We start from the raw sequence: 21,031 nt of genomic DNA, 5'->3' as shown, positions 1-21,031 counted from the left end.
AATTTTTTATTAAAGCAGCACTTGGCTACTCTAAAAAAACGAATGCTCATGACTCATTTTTTTAGAGTAGCCAGCTCATTGTTAGCGTTACACTTGAGTTGGCAAAAGCAAGTGGCGACCTAAACCACCACTGGCTTTAATAAAATTACTGATTGACGATTACCTTCAAAAATAAACCGTTAGCCAAAGATGAAGCGTTAGATTAAGCAGGTTTGTTATCAGACTCATCGTTCGCTTTATTGGTTTTATTCATTACTTGATTGGCCATCATGGTATTGATAATGCCGCCCAAAGTATCTGACTTGCCAGCGAGACCATCGATGGCTTTACCAATCGATAGCGACTTAGCAAAGTTATCAAAGAAGTGCGCTTCACCGCCAACGATATCGATTTTGGCTTTTTGTAGCGCGACCGCCAATACTTCAGCGTTTTCTTTGGCAATCTCTTTACCAGCATCAATCGACGCCATCGCTTCTTGCAAGGCAGTCTCAAGACCCATACGGAACTCTTCGTGCTCGCGAGCTTCTTTGCTCATGCTACCCATGGCATTGAACTTCTCGACCAGACCATCTGCTTCTGCTTGGAAATGCGCACGAGTCACTTCGGCTTTGGCCAGCCCAACTTCGCGCTCTGCCTTGGCGTTTGACTCACCGCGAGCGGCGATAACCTGAGCATCTGCCAGTCCGATATCATGCTCGGCTTTGGCATTAGATGCACCGCGAGCCGCGATAACTTCAGCATCAGCCATGCCTTTTTCACGCTCTGATTGCGCTTCGGCTTGACCTGTCGCTTTGATAATATTGGCTTTGGCCAGACCTTCTTTTTCTAAAGAGGCAGCTTTTACCTCTTGAATAGCGGCTTCAGCAAAGCCATGTGCGGACTCTTCGGCTTTGATACCTTCGGCCATTTTAATTTTGGCCTCTGAATCTTTGGCTGAGGCTTCAAGGTTGGCATTGGCAAGCGTGGTAATCTCGACTGCTTTGTGCTTGGCAGACAACTCTTCTGCTTCTGCTTTTTTGACTTGACGCACTTTGATTTCTTCAGCGTCAGCTTCGGCTGCCAGTACGCGTGTTTGCTTAGCGCGCTCAGCTTCGCTGACTTCGCGAACTTCTTTGATGCGCTCTTCTTCTTGAGCGACGGTTTTGTCCACCGCGATACGCTCACGAATGACGTTAGCAATTTCTTTTTTCTCAAGCTCAATCGCACGCTCGGCTTCGATACGTTGCAAGTCAACTTCACGCTCGCGCGAGACAATTTCTAAATCACGAGCTCGGGTGACCTTCTCTTCTTCAATAACCACCGCACGCAGACGATTTTGTCCCGCCACTTCAACTTCACGTTGTTGGTTTTCGCGCTGAATCGCTAAATCCTGCTCAACCATAATAATCGCGGTTTCAGACTTTTTACGTTCTTCTTCTTCAATCTTACGCGTCTCAGCCGTCTCACGGGCAATCACTGAGGATATTTCGCGTTTCTGTTTGGCTTCGGCATCTGCTTGTTGACGCTCAAGCTCAAGCATCGCTTCGACCGTTTCAACGTTTTTCTTTTTAACCGCCAACTCTTCATCACGCTCAAGCTCGTTGGTCATGACGTTTTGAAAGGCTGTTAATTGAGTAATCTTTTTGATACCCTCAGAATCTAAGATATTACTCGAATCCAAGGACACTTTCGGGGTTTGCTCTAAGTAATCAATCGCCACATCTTCTAAGACATAGCCGTTTAGATCATTGCCAATCTCTTTAACGATACTGTCACGAAACTCACTGCGATTCTCAAACAATTTGACGAAATCAATTTGCTTACCAACCGTTTTTAAGGCTTCCGAGAACTTAGCATTAAACAGCTCATTAACGGCCACTTTGTCTGAGGCTCTCTCAGCGCCAAGAGATTTAGCAACCTTAAGCACGTCTTCTTCAGTCTCATTGACCCGCAAATAAAACGCCACCGTGATATCAGCACGCATGTTATCCGCACAAATCAGTCCTTCTTTACCGCGTCTATCCACCTCTAGGGTGATTAGCGAGATTCTCATTAACTCCTTTTTGTTAATGACTGGCCACACAAAACCGCCATCGAAACGTACGGCGATTTTGTTGACCCCGTTAATGATCAACGCCTTACCCTGCTCTACCTTAAAGTAGAAGGCTTTTAGCATCAAAAGCGCAGCCATAATGAAAACAAACGCCAGCACCACAACCACGCCGACGATAATGAGTATGTCCATATTCCTTCCTTTAATTAAAACATTCCAACCAAATTTAAAACCGTTAATATCTTTCTTATCAATAGCTGATCTTTCTTCTATACTTACTCAGCCGCTATCGATTAACTGCGATTACCTATTTATTTTTAACTCTTAATCCAATCTATCGCTAAAGCCTATAACCAAAGCCCTATTGGTTAAATCATTGACGATGGTTATTTGTCTTTGGCCAGAGCGACTCGGTAGGCATTAATCTCATCCAAATACTCTACCAATACCACTTTGTCACCTTGCTTGAGCAGATGATCATTATCGTTGATATCAGGACGAATCCTAAGTATCAACCCGGCACCACCATCACTTAATTCCGCCTCGCCGTGTTTGTCGGTCACACTAAGCGTGCGCACAATGGCGGTTTTGCCAATATTACTCGAGGCATTACGCTTTGGAATTTTGGTGATATTTTTGCGAATAGGTGAAATAATAATACCGGTCAGCCACATGGAGACCACCAATACAAAAATCAGAGCCCCGGTACCAAATAGATAGTATAAAAGTCCAGAGTCAAAATATTGATGTAAGAAGCTGCTATATAAATAGCTTAATAACCACCCGATTAAGCTAATTAAGCTTAGTATGATGATTAAAGGCACACCGTAAAGCCCAAATTTGAGCATAAGACCCGTAAAAAACCCTGCTGATGATAAGTTGGAAGCATCTACATCGCCGCCTGAATCACCTAAATCTACGCTATCCATATCTGCCATACCGAGTAAAGAGACTACCCAATACAAAGTAACGAACATCACAAGCCCCGTAAAAATAAACGTGGGGTATAAACTGATTTTAGTGATAAATACTAAAAAAGATTCTTGCATTGCCCGTTTTCTCCTTTTAGCCACCCACTGTAATATCTTGATGGCTCGATTTAATACGATACGTTTTGATTTTATATAGCCAGGTCAATATAAAAGAGATACAGCGGGGCTGGGATACATTTTTTGTAGCCTCTGTCGGCGTAGGCACAGCAAGCAAGAAAAATTTGTACCAGTCACGCTGTATAGTGCTGTGTATCTATTTTATTCAGTATCGACTATATGTTGAATAACAAGGTCGGGCTACGATGACCTTGTTAGGTTTGAGGAAGTTAAGTGGATAATAAATAACCTCTAAAATCCAGACTTTTATAATCGACTTATGTTTCTTTATTGGTGATTATATAGACATCTCATTACTTAATATAGAGCTTTCACTATTAACGTCCCCAAATCGGTGAGCGTACCATTCCACCCTCTTTGTCATTAATGGCGTAGCTGGTATTACCCGACAATGAGTGTATGACCAGACCGCCTCCACTTTTACCATCGACTTGCCCGCCTAAATTTGAGTGACGCATTGGATAAATGGCATATTGCCCAGACGGTGATAATCGGGCAGGCTCATCAAGACCCGTCTCTGCCAGATTAATCACTTTTCCTGTGCCGAGTGTCATCACCGCCGCTTTGCGGCCATTAAGGTATGCCAAGCGCTGACCATCTATACTAAGCTGTGGACTGGCGGCATAGCCTCCCGTCGATATCAATGCTGCGTGACCCGTGGCAAAATGATAACGATAAATACTTGGACGTCCAGCACGTACTTTATCACTGGTATAAACGAAGCTCTTGCCATCGCTTGCATAGCTTGGCTGTACCTCAGTACTCGGTAAAGTGGTGAGTTGTTTGATACTGCCATCGCTGAGGCGCATCTCATAGATATCAGCATTACCACCGACGGTCGAGCTATAGAGGATTTTTTGCCCATCAGGTGAGAATGACGGTGATAAATTACTGCCCTCGGCGTTTACGACTAGATTTTTGCTATTACTCTTAACATCATAAATATAAATCTTCGGATGCTGGCGCGGCGCTTGTTTGCTATAAGCAAGCATTTGACCGTCCGTTGACCACACCGGCGCATAGATATAGCCATTTAGCTGGTCAATCATTTGGCGATTGCTGCCATCCGGCCTGATACGATATAGCGTAGAGACTTTAGCAGCACCGACGCCTTGTTCTTCGACATAAGCAATATAGCCTTGCTGATCTATCGCTGGCATTTTTGCGGTGAGCGGATTACTCGTGTTCAGCTTCTTATTGATAATCATACTGGCAGGTGCTTTAGGCGCAGTATCTAGTATGGTTTGACACCCTGTTAGTACAGTGAGCATTGGGATAGCTAGTATGGGAAGCGCAGCCGTGCAGTTCATCTTGTACCTACTTATATTGCATCTATCAAAGGATTGTTTGGACACAGTAGCTTTTAACATAAGATATTGCCCTAATATGTTGATTTACTTTAAAACCGATACAAGTGTTACTGGAGTGAATTTTTTGCAGCCTCTGTCACGCTGGCGAACAGCAAGCAAGAAAAAAATGTTCAACACACCCTATTTCGACCCACTTTATTTCGATACACTTTATATGGATATGAGAAATCTCCACGCCAGAACCAAGCGATAGAGCCAGTGTAACCTAGATTAGACACTTATTTTAGATCAAAAAAATGCCCCACTAATAAGTGAGGCAGCTTTTAATCTACAGCGACAGTATATTTAAGCCAAATGAATAATCGGCTAAATCACTGGCTTATTTAGAAATTGCTTTGAAGTGAGCAACTTGCTTGTCATTGGTGATGGTCAAAATAGGGGTTTTATTGGCATTCTCATTGATGCTATATTTACCTTGTACAGTCGCCATAGTTGCTGTATCAAAGCTTGCTTGTGGCTCAGGGCAGGCCATCATAGTAGATAAAACGTTACCTAATACGACATTGCCATTCTCAACACTATAGTTAGCGCCCATGTTATTGCAGGTGTTCACAAATGTAACGCGGTCATTGCCATTGTCTTTAAAGAACTTCAATGTTAATGGCTTAGCCGGATCGAAGAACAACTGGCTTACTTTGTCGCCATTGGTACGCTTGGCATCAACAAGCTGCCAATCATACGCTTGTAAAGCCTTAGCCGTAATTGGTTGCGCAACTGGTGCGGTAACGCTAGGCGTGGTTTGGCAACCAGCAGCTAGTGTACCTACAGCCAAAGTAGCCGCCATCATCATTTTAGTCATGTTTTTCATATAAACTCCTATAAAATCAAATATAAATCAAGTATTGTTCATTATGTTAAGGTGCGCCCTCATTTTGAAAATATTGGGCACACACCCTAAGCATTTGTACTTGCTGTGATTAATTTATTGTTGTAATCATCAATCGTAGCAACGCGGCTATTATGCATAATCGTCACCCATTTGTCATGATAGATTAAGTGTATAATTACAACCATATTTGTTTACTCTATAGGGTTTTTGCTAACATACCTTGCTAAGCGACCTATTAGCTGTTAGCGCCTGCTCACTCTTTAAAGCTGGCTTCTATAAGCTGTCCTCCTAAAACCTCACGACCTAAACCTTCATTACCTGTGCTCATTTTTACCCATTTAGTTGCTTTTTAGTTGCTTTCATTCAGATTGATAGTTACTTTTTGATAGTTGCTTTCGTTCAGATCGACGACAGGCCCTAGTTTGTATTGGACATTTTCTGTTGCTGCACAGCGACATACCCTGCCAACCGTTTGCGCTCCGCATCATTAAACAGTTGTTGCTCCATCTGATTGATTTGATTTTGAGCCTGTGTTTTATCGTTAGTTTGGCTCAAAAGGCGCTGCTTTTGCGCTTGATATTGATTAAATCGCTGATCAAAATTAGCGTCTTCTTGATCCAGTTGGGCAAGCCTTGCTGCTGCTGGCGCGCCGACTAACTCCCGACGCATACTATATAACTCTTCAGCCGTTGCGCCTTTGTCTTTCATCTGCTCTGTGCGGCTCATCAACTCATTTAGGTTGGCTTGTTGGGTAAGATTGGCTTTGGTCGTGTTGTCTGGCATGCGGCTTATATAGTCTTGCTTTGCGGCTTGTTTTTGCGCATCAGATAGCTGTTGGTTTTGATTGATTTTCACCATCTCGATACTGTAATCATCGTATTCATCTTCTGCTCCAAAGAACGCCGTGATTGTCGCCTTTTCAAAATGCTGCTGACGTAGTTTAGCCACATCTTGCTTTTGTTGCGCGACGACGTTTAAATCTAGCTCGCCGTTTTCTGTTGCTTGCAACTGCAAGTTTCCATAACGATTTTCTATATCAGGAATTGCTTTAAGATAAGTCACATACTGATCAAATATGGTCATAGCTTGGCTGGCAGCAGGTTCTGGCGTGTGATTGCGAATATAGCTTTGCACACGAGTATAGATAATGGCCTCGTCTTCTTCACCAAGTGCCGATAAAAAATAATCAAACAAGCGCCGTAAGCCTTCGGTGACTACCAGCTGTTTATTTTCGTCAATGATAATCTCACCATCGACATCGGTGCCTTGTAATGAGCGCGGCAGATTCTCCAGTCCTGTTCTAAAACCAGCGTTATCTTGATTTGATGAAGTACTAACACTGTTGTTTGACCCAGCCATATTTGTCGAGTCAAGCTCACCGTCGTTACTGTTTGCGGTAGTAGTCATGGGTGAAGCGTCAACACCGCTATCATTAGGCTTAAACCATAAAATAACCGCTATTGTTATAGCGATAATCACAGCAATAATAACGATGGGCAACAACGGGAAATGGCGATTATTGGACATAACGAAAACATCTTATTTAATCAATCAGTTTATATATAGTCAGTTCGATGTAAAAAAAGATACCATGCGACTGGTATTATTTTTTGCAGCCTCTGTCAGCGTAGACACAGCAAGCAAGAAAAATTAATACCAGTCACGCGTCAAAAAAACTTATCTTAATTTAGCATCGACCATACATCTTTGATATAAAAAAACAGGGCCAACACTGTGGACCCTGTTTCTATACAATCTAGGCAGACTCAAGGTAATAATAAGCTTGTGCCAATTTTATCAACACCCTTTATAGACTGGCTTTTTTCAGGCGGTTCACTTGGTCGCGGTATAGGGTTTTAGGATCAGGCTGCCCCCATGCGGTCAGACCCAAGACTTGATTGGCGGAATCTAAATGATTCATCCGATAATCATCACGCACCACGTAACCGAGGCGGCTCGAACAAGCAGATACCAAGCCATCGTTTGGATCACCATTAAACGTCGACCCTGTCAGAGCCAGCATATAATCACTGGGGTCGAGGCCATTGGTTATCTGCCCAATGCCGCTGAATGAATAATACTTAATCCCATTAACTTCAGTATTGGCGGGCTGACCACAGTAGCTGGTCGGCATCGCTGCTGGAAACTTAGCATTAAACTGAGTGGCGTAATCAGTAGATAGGGCTTGAACTGCATTCCAGCCATCTTGCTCTTGTAACTCCTTAAAGCTAATGCCGGCGCTGATATCCATAAAGCCACCGACGAACTTAAAGAAACCTAGGGCAATCTGTGAGCCAACATTAAACTCGCCTTCTCCATAGCCATCATTGGCACTGCCTTCAACAACTTGTTTGATGACCCAATCGCCCATTTTTGAGCCTTGCTCCGGACTTGAGATTGCGGTTACCGAAGCCACATACTCTGGTGCAACACCAGCGACATAACGAATATCGATACCGCCTTGACTGTGACCAAGTAAATTGACTTTGGGACTGCCTGAGATGGCGCTGATGGTTTTAACTTGTTGCAGTAATTGCTCACCGCGGAACTCACTATTATTCACTGATGATGTCTTAGTGGTATAGACCTGACTGCCTCCTTTCATAAGCGTTTCAGGAATACCATAAAAATAATCTACCAAGCCAAAGGCCTTGGTAAACCCACCCAGACCATGCGCCATGACGACAGGATATTTGGTATCAGTGTGCTTTGATGTCCAATGTTTACTACTGACCAATTTACAACCCGTAGGATTGGCACAGTTATAGTACTGACCCGCTGCTTGGGCAGAGGTCGTTTGTAAGGTCAGCATAAGAACACCAGCGCCAATGGCACAGAGTGGCGGCAAAAATGCGCTTGGCGTGAGAAAAACACGGGCACGCGGGGGAAGTTTCCGAGTCATAACAACATCCTTGTTATCGTTAAAGTTTTGTAGTTTTTATAAAGAATCTTATCTATTGCATCCAGCGCAAAAGCGCTAAAAACCACTGCCAATCCATTTGGCAACTAAAATTACAATACTTCTATAATTTGTAATATTCAATTGATTTTTTAAATATATACAATATTTCGATGACTATACAGTCAAATTATGCCATATATTAACCACAAAACATCTAATCAATAGACAGAGCCATTGTTAAGGCTAGCAAAACCACCACTAATGCATTTATGCTATAATTTAAACACATAAACTCCATAACTATAAGTAAGACAATGATGACTAAAAAATCTCTTATCCAGTCCCCCGAAGCCATAGAAAAAATGCGCGTGGCCGGCAAGCTTGCTAGCGAATTATTGGTCATGCTCGATGAGCATGTCAAAGTTGGGGTCAGCACCGAAGCATTAAACCAAATTGCTCATGATTATATCGTTAATGTGCAGAAGGCTATTCCTGCTCCGCTTAACTATAACGGCTTTCCTAAATCCATCTGTACCTCGGTCAACCACGTGGTTTGTCACGGTATCCCTACCGAAAACAAACTGCTAAAAGATGGCGATATCATCAATATCGATGTGACCGTCATCAAGGATGGTTATTATGGTGATACCTCTAAAATGTGGATCATTGGCGATGGCTCCATCATGGCGCAGCGTATCTGCAAGGTGGCGCAAGATGCACTCTATGCTGGCATGAGCGTGGTCAAAGATGGCGTTCGTCTCGGTGATATCGGTGCCGCTATCCAAGAAGTGGTCGAGCCTGAGCGTTTCAGTATCGTGCGCGAGTTCTGTGGTCATGGCATTAGCGATGAATTCCACCATGAGCCGCAAGTGATGCACTATGGTAAAAAAGGCACCGGCTTTGAGCTGAAAACCGGTATGACCTTTACCATCGAGCCGATGATTAACCAAGGTACTTGGCAGACCAAAATTTTGCCAGACGAATGGACCGCCATTACCAAAGACCGTAAGCTATCCGCGCAGTGGGAGCACACCATGGTCGTGACTGATAATGGCTGTGAAGTATTCACCACTCGACCCGAAGAAGACTTAAGTTTTTTGACCCAGTAACCCCATAAAAGATCGCCTAGGCGGTCTTTTTTTTGGATTATAATTAGGGCGTGTTCTCAATTCAAACGAGGAACACCTAAGTGAGCTAAAAATAGCTCCGTTTTATTTGGTTTTAATACGCCTTAGCGCTTTATTTTTAAATTTTTAATTGGATAACACTCATGTTTAATTGTGATGTCGCCACCATTGATTTGACGCCGATGCCTATATTATCAGACAACCTCAAGACAACCGCCTCCTTGCTAGCCGCCTCTTTGCCAGCCGCCTCTTTGCCAGCCGATAACCAGCTAGCCAGTACCCTGCCAGCGAATAACGTCCGAACAAATAATGACATAACAGAAAAATCGCTATTCGGCATTCCTGAATGGTTACTCCAAATCAATGACGATATCAGCCGCGCACTGGAACGAGGCGTCAGTATCCGGCAACTGGTCGAGGCACGCGCCTGCGCTATCGATGGACTGCTCATCGCTTTGTTTGATTGGTTTGAGTTAGACAAGACGGATTTAGCATTATTTGCAATAGGCGGCTATGGTCGCGGTGAGCTGTCGCTGTATTCAGATGTCGATATTTTATTGCTCTCCCCCGACGAAATTGATACCGACACCAGCGGTAAAATCGACAATTTGGTCGCCCTGCTGTGGGATATTGGGCTTGAGCCTGCGCTATCAGTACGTAGCGTCGATGACGGGTTAGAAGCGGCACTCGATCATACCATTGCCAGTGCGCTGTTAGAGGCGCGGCTGCTCGTGGGTAACGAGGCTTTGCAAGAAGTGCCTCTGCAAATCGTCAATAAACAGTGGTCGCCGCGTGCGTTCTTTGAGGTGAAAATCAATGAAGCAAAAGCGCGCTACTTGCAGCACAATGCCACAGAATACAATCTTGAGCCCAATATCAAAACCGCCCCTGGTGGTTTACGTGATATCCATATTATCGGTTGGGTAAGCAAACGCTACTTTCGTGTTGGCAAACTTTATGACTTGGTACAACAAAACTTTTTAACAGAAAAAGAATTTGATGAGCTGAGCTTTGCGGAAAGCTATCTATGGCAAATACGTCACTATCTACATATATTAACCGGTCGCAACGAGAATAGGCTGTTGTTTGACTATCAGCGTGAAGTTGCGCAATTGATGGGCTATGAGACCCAGCCAGATGATCAGCCTAATGCCGCTGTTGAGCGTTTTATGCGCGATTATTATCGCTGCGCCATGCAGATATCGACGCTGTCTGAGATGCTGATCAATCATTATTATGAGACGATTATAGAGCCGCAGCTACCTGACAATGAACGTCCAAAAAAACAGCCAATTAACGCGCGCTTTAATAAAGTCGGCGAACAAATTGCCATGGCGCACCACAGGGTTTTTGCTCAGCATCCTGAAGCCATACTAGAGATGTTTTTACTCATGGGTCAGTACGGTATCAAAAACGTCCGCACTCATACGCTGCGTGCGCTAAAAATTGCCGCACGCGGTATCGATCAGGTTTATAGGGACAACCCCACTCACCAAGCGCTTTTTTTAGCCAACTTGAAAGAGCAAAACTATTTGTTTCATCGCCTGCGCGCCATGAATCGCTATGGGGTTTTGGGTAATTATATTCCTGCTTTTGCCCAAGTCACTGGTATGATGCAATACGACTTATTTCATCGCTATACCGTGGATGCGCATACTTTATTTTTGATTCGTATCTTGCACCGTTTTACCGATCCACGTTTTTATGAAGACTTTCCACTGGTTAGCTCTATTTTTCAGCGTATCGAGCGCAAAGAGATCTTGGTACTGGCAGCGATGTTCCATGATATCGCCAAAGGACGCGGCGGCAACCATAGCGAGCTTGGGCAAACGGAATCGATTGAGTTTTGCCTAGCCCATGGCATGAGTGTGGCAGATGCCAACTTAGTCGGCTGGCTTACTCGCTATCATTTACTGATGTCGATGACTGCGCAGAAAAAGGACATCTCAGACCCAGAAATCGTCAGTATTTTTGCGGACTTAGTCGGCAATGTCACCCATCTCAATCATCTCTATGTGCTGACTGTCGCTGATATGAATGCGACCAATCCACAGTTATGGAATAGCTGGCGGGCCACGCTCATGAAGCAGCTATACTCACAAACACGGCGTATCCTACGCGCTGATATCGATGCACCGACCAATCGGCAGGATATGATCACTGCCACGCGCAAGCAAGCGGCGGCCATGCTCGATAATGTCGATAATATGCACATGAATCATCATGAGGTATTGCGGCTATGGGATGACCTAGGGGATGAGTATTTCCTACGAGAAATCCCTGAAGATATCTTATGGCATACCGAAGCGATTTTGAGTCATCCGCCCATTGGTCGTGCCTCTGATACCGATAGTGCACCGTTGGTGGTGTTACGCGAACATCGTGAGCTAGCACTTGATGCGGTACAGGTGTTTATTTACACCCAAAATCAGACCAATTTATTTGCGGTCACCATGGCGGTGTTTGATCAGATGAATCTCGATGTTTTAGATGCGCGCATCATTACTGCCACCCGAGATTTTGCCTTGGACTCTTATGTATTGTTAGACCCTAGTGGCACGCTACTGGTCGACGATGACAGCCAGCAAGAGCTCAAGCAGCGACTGATTGCGGCCTTTAAAAACCCATCAGTACCAAAACTGACTCATAAACGTATCCCGCGCCAGCTCAGACACTTTGAAGTGACGACAAAAATTAATTTTGAGTTCAATGAGGCATCAGATCAGCATATTATGAGCCTAGAAACCTTAGATCAACCTGGGTTATTGGCACGAGTCGGACAGGTTTTTTTGCAACAGAAGATTGAAGTTCATGCGGCGCGCATTACCACCTTAGGTGAGCGTGCAGAAGACATGTTTTATATCAGTGATCAAAAAGATAAGCCGTTATCTACTGATAGATTACAAGCATTAAAAACCGCATTGATAGCCAGTTTTAATGTACAAAAAGACACCAATCTTGTCTAAAACGGGCGTGGTTGAGCAGGGTTTTACGATAATTGATAGCACCTTTTATAAGGTATTATCAATTATAAGGTGCTTTTATATATCATCTCACTAGCATGTTCATTGAGCTCATCATCAGCGAGCACGGGGGGCAAAACTTCTATATCTAGCTGCTGTTGGCTCAATATTAAACGACCAGCATCAACCTCTTTTTGTAATAAGCACTCTAAGCTTGCTAAATGGAACTCGCCGTCAAGATGATCGTATAACTCTCTCAAAGAGATAGGCGACTTGGCGTGTACATCGGGGTAAAGGCTGTCTTCTGCCAAAACAACCATCTCACTAAGTGCTTGTTCGCGTAACAACTCTTCTTGTTCAATGTTACGTTGCAAACGATTGCCCAGTCGACCTTTGGCAGCAAAGGTAACCAGAAAAATAACCGTTTGTAATATAAATAACGCTGCGTATTGCCATAAAGGTAATGATACATCCAACATATTGCTAAGCAACATTACTACGATAGCCACGACGACATAGCCAACCAACTGCCATAATAACCACATGATTAAGCTGTTTTCACCAAACCAAAATATTTTATTTTCTTTGTGCTCAATTAAGTGCTGACGCGTTTGCCACCAGCATTGTTCCCGCTCTTTTAGCAGCTCGTATACTTCAGTACTTTGCACACGGTTATCAAAATTTTCATTAGTGATATCTTTAGCATTGAAATCATTCGTTTTTGAAATACTAGACATATCAAGTTATCCTTACCATAAGCGCTCATTGAAGCTGGCAGTCATGTCCTGCATTGTTATAAGTTATAAAACCTAAAGAGAAGTGCTACACTGCTCTAATGTAATTTTTCTTTATAACTTTATTATTAATTGTCTATTATAGTTACTCTACTTATGAATCACAACTTGACATACCTGCATCCTTACCCTTTCGCAAAAATGGCAACATTGCTTGCTGATAGCTCTCCAGCCCTTCACTATAGTGAAATTAAGCTGGGTATTGGTGAACCAAAACATGCGCCACCAGCATTTGTTTTGGACGTTCTACGAGAAAACTTGGACACAATAAGCCGTTATCCAACCACCAATGGTCTATTTGAGCTGCGCCAAACCATCGCCCATTGGTTGGAAAAGCGATTTTTCCTCACTCATGTCGACCCAAATAAGCAAGTATTACCAGTCATGGGGACACGCGAGGCAATTTTTAGCTTGGTGCAAGCGGTTGTCGATCATAAACCCATCGATAAAGAAAGCCGGTCACTACCTGCATCTCATCAGCCCTCACCTGTTTCTGCTACTGTTGTTCCTATATCTGCTCTTTCTCCTATAGCTTTTTCTCCGATAATAGTCATGCCCAATCCGTTTTATCAGATATACGAAGGTGCGGCGATACTGGCACAAGCAGAGCCTTATTTTGTGCCTTGCTCATTGGATAATGACTTTAAGGGCAATTATCGCTCGGTCCCCAAAGATGTTTGGGCACGCACGCAGCTATTGTTCGTCTGTAACCCAAACAATCCAACCGGCTCGGTTATGACTATGGATGATTGGGAATACCTGATTCGGCTGTCCGATCAATACGGCTTTATCATTGCCAGTGACGAGTGTTATAGCGAGCTATATTTTGACACGGCACCAATTGGCTTGTTACAAGCCTGTGCTACCCTTGGTCGTCATGATTTTAAAAACTGTATCGTCTTTCATTCTTTATCCAAACGCTCAAACCTGCCGGGTCTGCGTTCAGGATTTGTCGCCGGTGATGCCAATATTTTGCAGAGCTATTTACAATACCGTACCTATCAAGGCTGTGCGATGCCGATACCGCATCAGCTCGCCTCTATCGCTGCTTGGCAAGATGAAAAACACGTGGCACACAATCGTGCTCTGTATCAAGAGAAGTTCGCCTTATGGATGTCTGAATTGGGTCATCTATTAGAGTTGCGGATGCCTGAAGCTGGATTTTACTTTTGGGTAAAAGTCCCTGAGCAGTTTAATGGTGATGACGAAGTATTCGTGAAAGCACTATACGAGCAAGCCAACATTCACGCCTTAGCAGGACGCTATCTGTCGCGTGAGGTCAATGGCAACAACCCTGGACAAGGTTATGTGCGTATCGCGCTCGTCGCTAGCGTTGAGGAAAGCCGTGAAGCGATTGAGCGCATTCGTCAGCTGCTAGCGGCATAACGCAAATCAAACGAAATCTCTAACAATGCTATAGTAAAGTTACTTTTATAATAAACTGTCTTTTCACAACCCTGTCTTTTCACAACGATGCCATCAAGGATGATGCCATGCCCCATCTTGATTTTACCCAGCCACCCTTTGATGTATTGAGTTTAGCTGAACGTCAAAGTATCAGAAAAAACACCCAAATCCGTTACCTTGCCAAAGATGAGTTTTTGTCTGCCGCAGAGCTACAGTGCCTTTATGTGGTCATAAAAGGCCAGATTGAGCAATTACTCGACGATGAGTTTGTCGCTTCTTATCTAGGTAGCAACCACTCTGACGACCTCAATAATAACGACTGGTTCGATAGCCGTCGCCTACCTGAATCTCACAATAACAAAAGCATACCAGACAGTGTTGAAGCTGGCTTGACCACACCCTACCAATACCAAGCTGTTGAGGATACCTTGCTGCTGCAAGTATCGGGTGCTACCCTCGATAAAATCAGCGCCCAAAACCATCTAGTCCGCCAAATGCTATCAGAAAAGCTGCCAGAACGATTAAAGGCGTTACAACAACGACGCAGCAAATCCATAAATACGACCAGCTATAATGACCAACAAGAAGTACAGCAAATTATGCTGCAACCAGTCATTGATGTCAGTTTATTGCCTGTCCATATCGTCGATGCCAGTAATAGCCTATATGACGCTGCCCATATTATGACCAAAGCTGGGCTAAAACACGTACTGGTACGACCATTAAATCACCTAGAGAACATTGAATACATTGAAAATGAGCAATATGGTACAGGTCATTTATTAGGGATTTTAACCGATACCGATATCTGCCGTGCTATCAGCGATCGGCAAGATCCTGCTACGACTACTTGCCAGCGTTATGCCAATTTTAATCTGCGCACCATCAAAGCCGACGATGAGATTGGTGATGCACTATTGACCATGACCCGCTATCGCATCCATCGGCTACCAGTGATTGACCAAAACGGCGACGTGGCAGGTATACTTGGGCAAAGCGACATGCTCGCGCATATTGGTCACCATTCACAGCTCATCAGTATGCAGATTGAGCAGGCAAAAGACTTATCCAGTCTCGATACGGCGGTTGAGCTTATCGGGCGCTATATTCGTGTGCAGCATCAAAATGGCGTCAAAATTGGTAATATCAGTCGCATGGTACAAACCCTCAACGCGCAAGTTTTTACCAAACTTTGGCAACTTATCGTGCCTGATGAGGTCGTGGCAAATACCTGTCTTATCGTCATGGGTTCAGAAGGACGCGGTGAGCAAATCATGCGTACCGACCAAGACAATGCACTCATTATGCGTGATGGCTATAACCATCCTGATTTGGCACAGTTCGCCGATACCTTTAACCATCATTTAGCAGACCTTGGTTATCCACTTTGCGATGGCAATATTATGATGACCAATCCTGTGTGGCGACAGCCATTAAAGCAATTTAACGCCCAGATTGGTTTGTGGTTTAAAAATACCGACCCGATGCATGGTATTTATTTGTCCGCTATACTCGATGGCGAATACGTCTGCGGTGATGAGTCGCTACTGACACAGGTACGTCAACACTTAAAGACAGCCCATCGCCAGTCAGATCCGATGTTTGTACGGCAGTTCGCACGCGCCGCACTACAGTTTGGTGATATCAATCAGTGGTGGCAAAAATATCTACCTTTACTGGGCGGTAAATCGTCCTCGCAAGATATCGACCTAAAAAAAGCGGGTATTTTCCCACTGGTCCATGGTATCCGTACCTTGGCATTAGAAAATGACATCTTGGCAGTACCTAGCAGCAAAGATCGCCTCAAGGCTTTGGTACAAGCCCAACACTTGACCCAAGAGCGCGCCGATACTTTATTAGAAGCTTTGGAGTTTTTTATGGCGCAGCGTTTGTCAGTTGCCCTCTCGACTGACGACAAGCATGCACGGCAAGTGAATCCGATCACTCTCACAGCGCTTGAGCGTGACCTACTTAAGGAATGTCTGGCAGTAGTCAAAAGCTTTAAAAATCAGCTGCGTCAGCACTATCAATTAGAAATATCATAGTCATATTGTTTTGCCAGATGCCAAACCTCCATCTAGTAGAGGCCTTAAAGGAAAAGATGCCAAAAACTATATATAAGGAACACAGGCTGATGAATAAAACACCTGAGTATTGCTTTTTTTGCTTACCTGACGACATTAATATAGATGATTATAGTGAAATATTACAATGGGGATATGATCATTCAGAAGCTGCTACTGTTTTATCTCTTACTCAAGAACAATTAGATTATTATCACAAAATAGGTCTATGGGATTTGATGTCAGATCATACAGACTATATGATAGGACCGTCTGATAGTAATGTTGTTTTTGTTGAAGAAATCCAAAACATACGCAACGCTATAGTAAAAGAAGTTGCATTAAAGGATATGAATATCATGAAAATGATTGAAATTTTGGACTATGCCATGCTACATGAAAAAACTGTGATAATGAATTTTGGATAATGAGTTTAGATACCGCTTTTTTTGCCTACCCAACGACATTAATATAGATGATTACGTTGAAACGATAGATTGGGGAAACAATAATCTACAAGCAAATACTGTCTTACCTCTCACAGTGAAAAATGTCGAATATTATCAAGAAATTAACTTATAGCATATAATTTCAGAGCAGACGAACAATTATCTCTTAGGGCCTAGTGAAGACGACTCTATACATGATATTGAAACGATTGAGAAGGTATATGATGCTTTTTTAAATATGGACATACCGAAGGATAAAAATATTGACAAGATGATTTATATCTTAAAATATGCAATTGACCATAATAGAGATCTATTTATACATATTTGATGCTTGCATACAGTTTGAAAAGCGCGGTAGCAAACATGAACTACTACTTAAACCAGTTGAGATGGATTATTTATGTAGACTCTGAGATAGTCAAAAAAACTTAGAACTATTATAGTGCTATTGGAATGAGTTTTTCGCAGCCTCTGCGTATGTGCAACACACCAGAAAATTTTATATCAGTAGCATACTAATACAGCTGTACTAATGCATGTCATCAACTATAACTATAAAATCAAAAATACAACAACATAAATGGATGAGCGACGGATATGAATTGGCTAAAACAGTTGTCCTCTAGCTTGCAAAAAAGGCAGCTACAGCGACCAGAGTTGGCAGCGATGTTTAGTAAACCTTTGGCTAAACAATGGGTAGCGATTGATTGTGAAATGACAGGGCTTAATCCCAAAAAGCATCATTTATTGTCTGTCGCCGCGATACATATCAATGACAATACCATCGATACAGGTAATGGCATGCATCTAGTATGCAAGCCGCCTGTGATGCCCGATCGCGATACCATTGTGATTCATGGTCTGCGTACTGCTGATGTGGAGCATGGCATGAGCTACGATGACATGCTGGCGCTGTTGCTGCCGTTTATAGGCAATCGACCAATCGTGGGCTTCTGCACCCAAATAGACACCGCGTTTTTGAATCCTTTGGTCAAGCGTTATATGGGCACGGCGCTGCCAAACGAAATCATAGATTTGCGCCATTTATACAGTCGGCGCATGAGTGGTCAAACCCAAGGGCTCTCCAGTCAAGCGCAGCATCTCACCAATATATTGGCGCATTATAATATCCCTGAGCTGGGCGCCCACGACGCTTATAACGATGCGCTGATGACAGCGATGGCGTTTTTGCATGTACGCTAATGTTGATTATTATTTATAAAATGACGTTTTTAAAACACCGCTTTCAATAACAAGCCATCTACGCGAAAACAGCAACTCATGTTACCATAGGCTGTTTTTACCACCTGATGAAAGATGCTCATGCGACCCACCTCAAAACACTGCAACCCTCCCGCCCTTACTGCCAAACTATCACCGCTTCGTAGCCATTTTCGACCCTTTAGTCAGTCTGGTAAATGCTTACCTATGCTGGCACTATTGGCAACCGTAATGGCATCACCGTTCCATGCGCAAGCAGCACTACCGCAAGCCATCGAAGCGGCCTTATCGCGCGCTGATTTAACCACCGCTGATATTAGTATTGTCATTACCCCTGTCGGTGATAAAAATGCCAGTCACTTGCCCGCGCCAATTCAGGTCGTTGATAGTAGCAGCTTAGACGGTGATTCTAATACGGACGGTAAGCACCAACAAACTACCCCTAATAATAACAATAACAATAACAGTGATAAAAAGCCCCTTACCAAACCAAGCGCACTGGTTACTATTGAACAGCAAACGATTAAAAAGCATGAGCAAGAGCTACATGCTTATACCGATGACCCTTACACCTACCAAAGCTTAGAAAGTATCCCCACGATACTGGATGATCATTCAAAACCGATAGTGGTGAATGGTGCAGGTGATAATAAAAATGGCAACGCCCGCACTGATAAATCCTCTATAAAAATCTCATTCTCACCATTACTCAATCATCAAGCTGATATCGCGCGCACACCTGCCAGTACCATGAAACTCGTTCCCAGCTTTATCGCTTTGGATACCATGGGTGCTGATTTTGTCTGGCACACTCGCGTCTATCACACGGGCATTATTATCGGCGACCGGCTGCACGGCGACTTGATTATTCAAGGCAGTGGCGACCCAAAGATGACCCATGAGCGATTGCAGCAATTACTCTATAAAGTGCAAGGATCAGGCATCCATCATATCGATGGTGATATTGTTGTGGATAGCTCGATTTTTAAAAATATCAGTAAAGACCCTGCCGCTTTTGACAACGCACCGTTACGCCCTTATAACGCCAGTCCCGATGGCTTTTTGGTGAATTTTAGTACCGTCGGTATCAAAAGCTATCCATTAGACAATGGTCAAGCCAGCCTAACCTATACACCGAAACTGGCGAATTATAACTTGCCTAATAAGATAGATATGCGTTCAGCGGCATGTGGACAAGCCCGTTATAGTCTTGCGCCGCAGTGGCAAGCTAAGCAGTTGGTATTGAATGCTGATTTGCCCAACAGCTGCCAAGAGCATGCTTTTTATGTTGCTTATCCTGATGCCAAAGACTTTGCCGCTCGTGTCGTCGCTGCAAAATGGCAAGCGCTAGGCAACACGCTGAGCGGCGATGTGATTAGCCAAGAAACGCCTTATGCTGCACAAAAATCTCTCAAAGCCAAACGCGGATTGGTGGCACTACCTATGTCCCCCTTACCGATTGTCAGCTATCCCTCTTTGAATTTAACCCAGCAGATTCACGATATTAACCATTTTTCAAATAATGTGATGACTGAGCAAGTGGCGCTATCGATCGGGGCTTATAACCAAGCTAATAATCAATCCAATAGCAAACCTAATAATAAGGCCGTCGATAAAACCGTCAATAAAGGCATTGATAAAAACATTAAAAGTCAAAATAGCTTATACCAATTTGGCAAACCGACTACGACGGACTATCCTGCAGCATTACAGACTATCGACCAGTGGTGGCAGACCAATCTAAGTACACCGCCACCACATTTAACCAATGGCTCAGGGCTTTGTCGTGACTGTACAATAACGGCAGCCAATCTAAGCGAGCTATTAACCTACGCTTATAGCCATCCAAGCTTCGATGCTTATGTCGACTCATTAGGGGTCGCTGGCGTCAGTGGCACCATTGCTGCTCATAGCAAACGCTTGCCTGAATCAACAGCCATCGGCCGCGCGTGGATAAAAACGGGTACTTTAAACAATGTCACCTCGATGGCAGGCTATGTCAAAGGGCTATCAGGACAAGATTATGTCGTGGTTGGCCTTATCAATAGTGACCAAGCGCTAAATGCTTATACTGCCCGCCCCGTGTTGGACGCGATGCTTGATTGGACCGCGCAGCATTGATTTTTAACAAAAATACTTTTTATTGAATCATGGATAAAGTATTCACTTTAATATTCTATTTTTTACCTTTATAAAGGTTCGCTTATGGCACGCAAAACCACCAACCTTAGCAAGCGTAATACTCGTTCAAACCGTCATGGGCTGCCGCAGGGTCATGAGTCAGTGCAACCTAAACTGGCACTCTATGTTGGTTTTTTTGCGATTGGTTATATTCTTGCCAGCGTGATATTTATGATGATTCAAACCAAGCTGGCTTTAAACTCACAGCTGGTCACCGTCATATCTATTTTTATCGGTACTTATATCGCAGTCAATAAATTCATCAAACATCAGCAGCGCGCTTTGAATAAATCTGAAATCAATCGCTTGATGTTTGGCGGTGTCGCTATCGTCTGGCTACTGACGGTCATTTATTTCTTAGCGATATGGTTCTTTTTATTTGATGAAGTGAGCCGTGAGGTTTTATCTGAGATGGCCATGCAGCAGCCGCTGCCACTACTGTCATCACTGGTTATGATTTTGGTGTTGACCTTGGTCAGTACTCGTATCAGTCTTTGGGCGCTCAACCACCTACTTAATCCCAAACAAAAAGCAAAGTGAGTTAGTCCTATTAAGGCAAGCCTCTACAAAGTTTATCTCCT

At 43.7% G+C, this 21,031-nt stretch carries 15 protein-coding genes and 1 pseudogene; 9 read left to right on the top strand and 7 right to left on the bottom strand.

Annotated features, from left to right (window positions below; all coding sequences use genetic code 11):
* Positions 1-202: 202 nt before the first annotated feature.
* The 6 genes from ACT3TU_RS07065 to ACT3TU_RS07040 form a co-directional block, all read right to left on the bottom strand.
* A complete protein-coding gene (locus ACT3TU_RS07065) occupies positions 203-2,224 on the bottom strand; it encodes a hypothetical protein (protein ID WP_192522900.1) in 2,022 nt (673 codons plus the stop codon).
* Positions 2,225-2,418: 194 nt separating this feature from the next.
* Positions 2,419-3,081, bottom strand: coding sequence for a hypothetical protein (locus ACT3TU_RS07060; RefSeq protein ID WP_444784195.1), 663 nt, complete (start codon positions 3,079-3,081; stop codon positions 2,419-2,421).
* 377 nt (positions 3,082-3,458) lie between these two features.
* Positions 3,459-4,451, bottom strand: coding sequence for a Xaa-Pro aminopeptidase (locus ACT3TU_RS07055; RefSeq protein WP_444784194.1), 993 nt, complete (start codon positions 4,449-4,451; stop codon positions 3,459-3,461).
* Positions 4,452-4,830: 379 nt separating this feature from the next.
* Positions 4,831-5,319 carry an META domain-containing protein gene (locus ACT3TU_RS07050; RefSeq protein WP_192522903.1) on the bottom strand — a complete coding sequence of 163 codons (489 nt, stop codon included), beginning with the start codon at positions 5,317-5,319 and terminating at the stop codon, positions 4,831-4,833.
* A gap of 438 nt (positions 5,320-5,757) precedes the next feature.
* Entirely contained in the window at positions 5,758-6,867 is a 1,110-nt protein-coding gene (locus tag ACT3TU_RS07045) for a lipase secretion chaperone (RefSeq protein ID WP_444784193.1), read from the bottom strand.
* Positions 6,868-7,147: 280 nt separating this feature from the next.
* Positions 7,148-8,242 (bottom strand): esterase/lipase family protein, encoded by a 1,095-nt coding sequence (locus tag ACT3TU_RS07040; RefSeq protein WP_444784192.1) that lies wholly within the window; start codon positions 8,240-8,242, stop codon positions 7,148-7,150.
* Positions 8,243-8,559: 317 nt separating this feature from the next.
* On the opposite strand from ACT3TU_RS07040, the gene map reads away from it, so the two are divergent.
* A complete protein-coding gene (gene map, locus ACT3TU_RS07035) occupies positions 8,560-9,351 on the top strand; it encodes a type I methionyl aminopeptidase (protein WP_413038367.1) in 792 nt (263 codons plus the stop codon).
* Positions 9,352-9,512: 161 nt separating this feature from the next.
* Entirely contained in the window at positions 9,513-12,335 is a 2,823-nt protein-coding gene (gene glnD, locus ACT3TU_RS07030; protein WP_444784191.1) for a [protein-PII] uridylyltransferase, read from the top strand.
* A gap of 62 nt (positions 12,336-12,397) precedes the next feature.
* On the opposite strand, the gene ACT3TU_RS07025 is transcribed toward glnD, so the two are convergent.
* A complete protein-coding gene (locus tag ACT3TU_RS07025) occupies positions 12,398-13,069 on the bottom strand; it encodes a hypothetical protein (protein ID WP_192522908.1) in 672 nt (223 codons plus the stop codon).
* A gap of 153 nt (positions 13,070-13,222) precedes the next feature.
* Here ACT3TU_RS07025 and dapC point away from each other — a divergent pair, with 153 nt between their 5' ends.
* The 7 genes and pseudogenes from dapC to ACT3TU_RS06990 all read left to right on the top strand — a co-directional run bounded on the left by dapC (position 13,223) and on the right by ACT3TU_RS06990 (position 20,990).
* Positions 13,223-14,512: a succinyldiaminopimelate transaminase gene (gene dapC / locus ACT3TU_RS07020; RefSeq protein ID WP_192522909.1), complete on the top strand. Its 1,290-nt coding sequence runs from the start codon at positions 13,223-13,225 to the stop codon at positions 14,510-14,512.
* Positions 14,513-14,619: 107 nt separating this feature from the next.
* Complete coding sequence (locus tag ACT3TU_RS07015; protein ID WP_444784190.1) at positions 14,620-16,578, top strand: DUF294 nucleotidyltransferase-like domain-containing protein; 1,959 nt, start codon at positions 14,620-14,622, stop codon at positions 16,576-16,578.
* Between the two features lie 89 nt (positions 16,579-16,667).
* On the top strand, positions 16,668-17,024 hold the full coding sequence (locus tag ACT3TU_RS07010; RefSeq protein WP_192529103.1) for a DMP12 family DNA mimic protein: 357 nt from the start codon (positions 16,668-16,670) through the stop codon (positions 17,022-17,024).
* Positions 17,017-17,376 (top strand): annotated as a pseudogene (locus tag ACT3TU_RS07005) (DMP12 family DNA mimic protein). Before ACT3TU_RS07010 ends, ACT3TU_RS07005 begins: the two are co-directional and overlap by 8 nt.
* Positions 17,377-17,645: 269 nt before the next feature.
* Positions 17,646-18,251: a 3'-5' exonuclease gene (locus tag ACT3TU_RS07000; RefSeq protein ID WP_192529102.1), complete on the top strand. Its 606-nt coding sequence runs from the start codon at positions 17,646-17,648 to the stop codon at positions 18,249-18,251.
* Positions 18,252-18,371: 120 nt separating this feature from the next.
* A complete protein-coding gene (locus ACT3TU_RS06995) occupies positions 18,372-20,390 on the top strand; it encodes a D-alanyl-D-alanine carboxypeptidase/D-alanyl-D-alanine-endopeptidase (protein WP_192524728.1) in 2,019 nt (672 codons plus the stop codon).
* A gap of 84 nt (positions 20,391-20,474) precedes the next feature.
* Positions 20,475-20,990, top strand: coding sequence for an ABZJ_00895 family protein (locus ACT3TU_RS06990; RefSeq protein ID WP_192524729.1), 516 nt, complete (start codon positions 20,475-20,477; stop codon positions 20,988-20,990).
* Positions 20,991-21,031: the final 41 nt, after the last annotated feature.

Source organism: Psychrobacter sp. AOP3-A1-26 (genome assembly GCF_052378235.1).
Classification (GTDB): Bacteria; Pseudomonadota; Gammaproteobacteria; order Pseudomonadales; family Moraxellaceae; genus Psychrobacter.
Note: the sequence above shows the minus strand (reverse complement) of the source record. Positions and strands in the feature narration are given on the sequence as shown.

Bases quoted from the DNA above. Each gene is read 5' to 3' on its own strand.
- ACT3TU_RS07065 (WP_192522900.1), bottom strand. From the start codon at position 2,224: ATGGACATACTCATTATCGTCGGCGTGGTTGTGGTGCTGGCGTTTGTT.
- ACT3TU_RS07060 (WP_444784195.1), bottom strand. From the start codon at position 3,081: ATGCAAGAATCTTTTTTAGTATTTATCACTAAAATCAGTTTATACCCC.
- ACT3TU_RS07055 (WP_444784194.1), bottom strand. From the start codon at position 4,451: ATGAACTGCACGGCTGCGCTTCCCATACTAGCTATCCCAATGCTCACT.
- ACT3TU_RS07050 (WP_192522903.1), bottom strand. From the start codon at position 5,319: ATGAAAAACATGACTAAAATGATGATGGCGGCTACTTTGGCTGTAGGT.
- ACT3TU_RS07045 (WP_444784193.1), bottom strand. From the start codon at position 6,867: ATGTCCAATAATCGCCATTTCCCGTTGTTGCCCATCGTTATTATTGCT.
- ACT3TU_RS07040 (WP_444784192.1), bottom strand. From the start codon at position 8,242: ATGACTCGGAAACTTCCCCCGCGTGCCCGTGTTTTTCTCACGCCAAGC.
- map (WP_413038367.1), top strand. From the start codon at position 8,560: ATGACTAAAAAATCTCTTATCCAGTCCCCCGAAGCCATAGAAAAAATG.
- glnD (WP_444784191.1), top strand. From the start codon at position 9,513: ATGTTTAATTGTGATGTCGCCACCATTGATTTGACGCCGATGCCTATA.
- ACT3TU_RS07025 (WP_192522908.1), bottom strand. From the start codon at position 13,069: ATGTCTAGTATTTCAAAAACGAATGATTTCAATGCTAAAGATATCACT.
- dapC (WP_192522909.1), top strand. From the start codon at position 13,223: ATGAATCACAACTTGACATACCTGCATCCTTACCCTTTCGCAAAAATG.
- ACT3TU_RS07015 (WP_444784190.1), top strand. From the start codon at position 14,620: ATGCCCCATCTTGATTTTACCCAGCCACCCTTTGATGTATTGAGTTTA.
- ACT3TU_RS07010 (WP_192529103.1), top strand. From the start codon at position 16,668: ATGAATAAAACACCTGAGTATTGCTTTTTTTGCTTACCTGACGACATT.
- ACT3TU_RS07000 (WP_192529102.1), top strand. From the start codon at position 17,646: ATGAATTGGCTAAAACAGTTGTCCTCTAGCTTGCAAAAAAGGCAGCTA.
- ACT3TU_RS06995 (WP_192524728.1), top strand. From the start codon at position 18,372: ATGCGACCCACCTCAAAACACTGCAACCCTCCCGCCCTTACTGCCAAA.
- ACT3TU_RS06990 (WP_192524729.1), top strand. From the start codon at position 20,475: ATGGCACGCAAAACCACCAACCTTAGCAAGCGTAATACTCGTTCAAAC.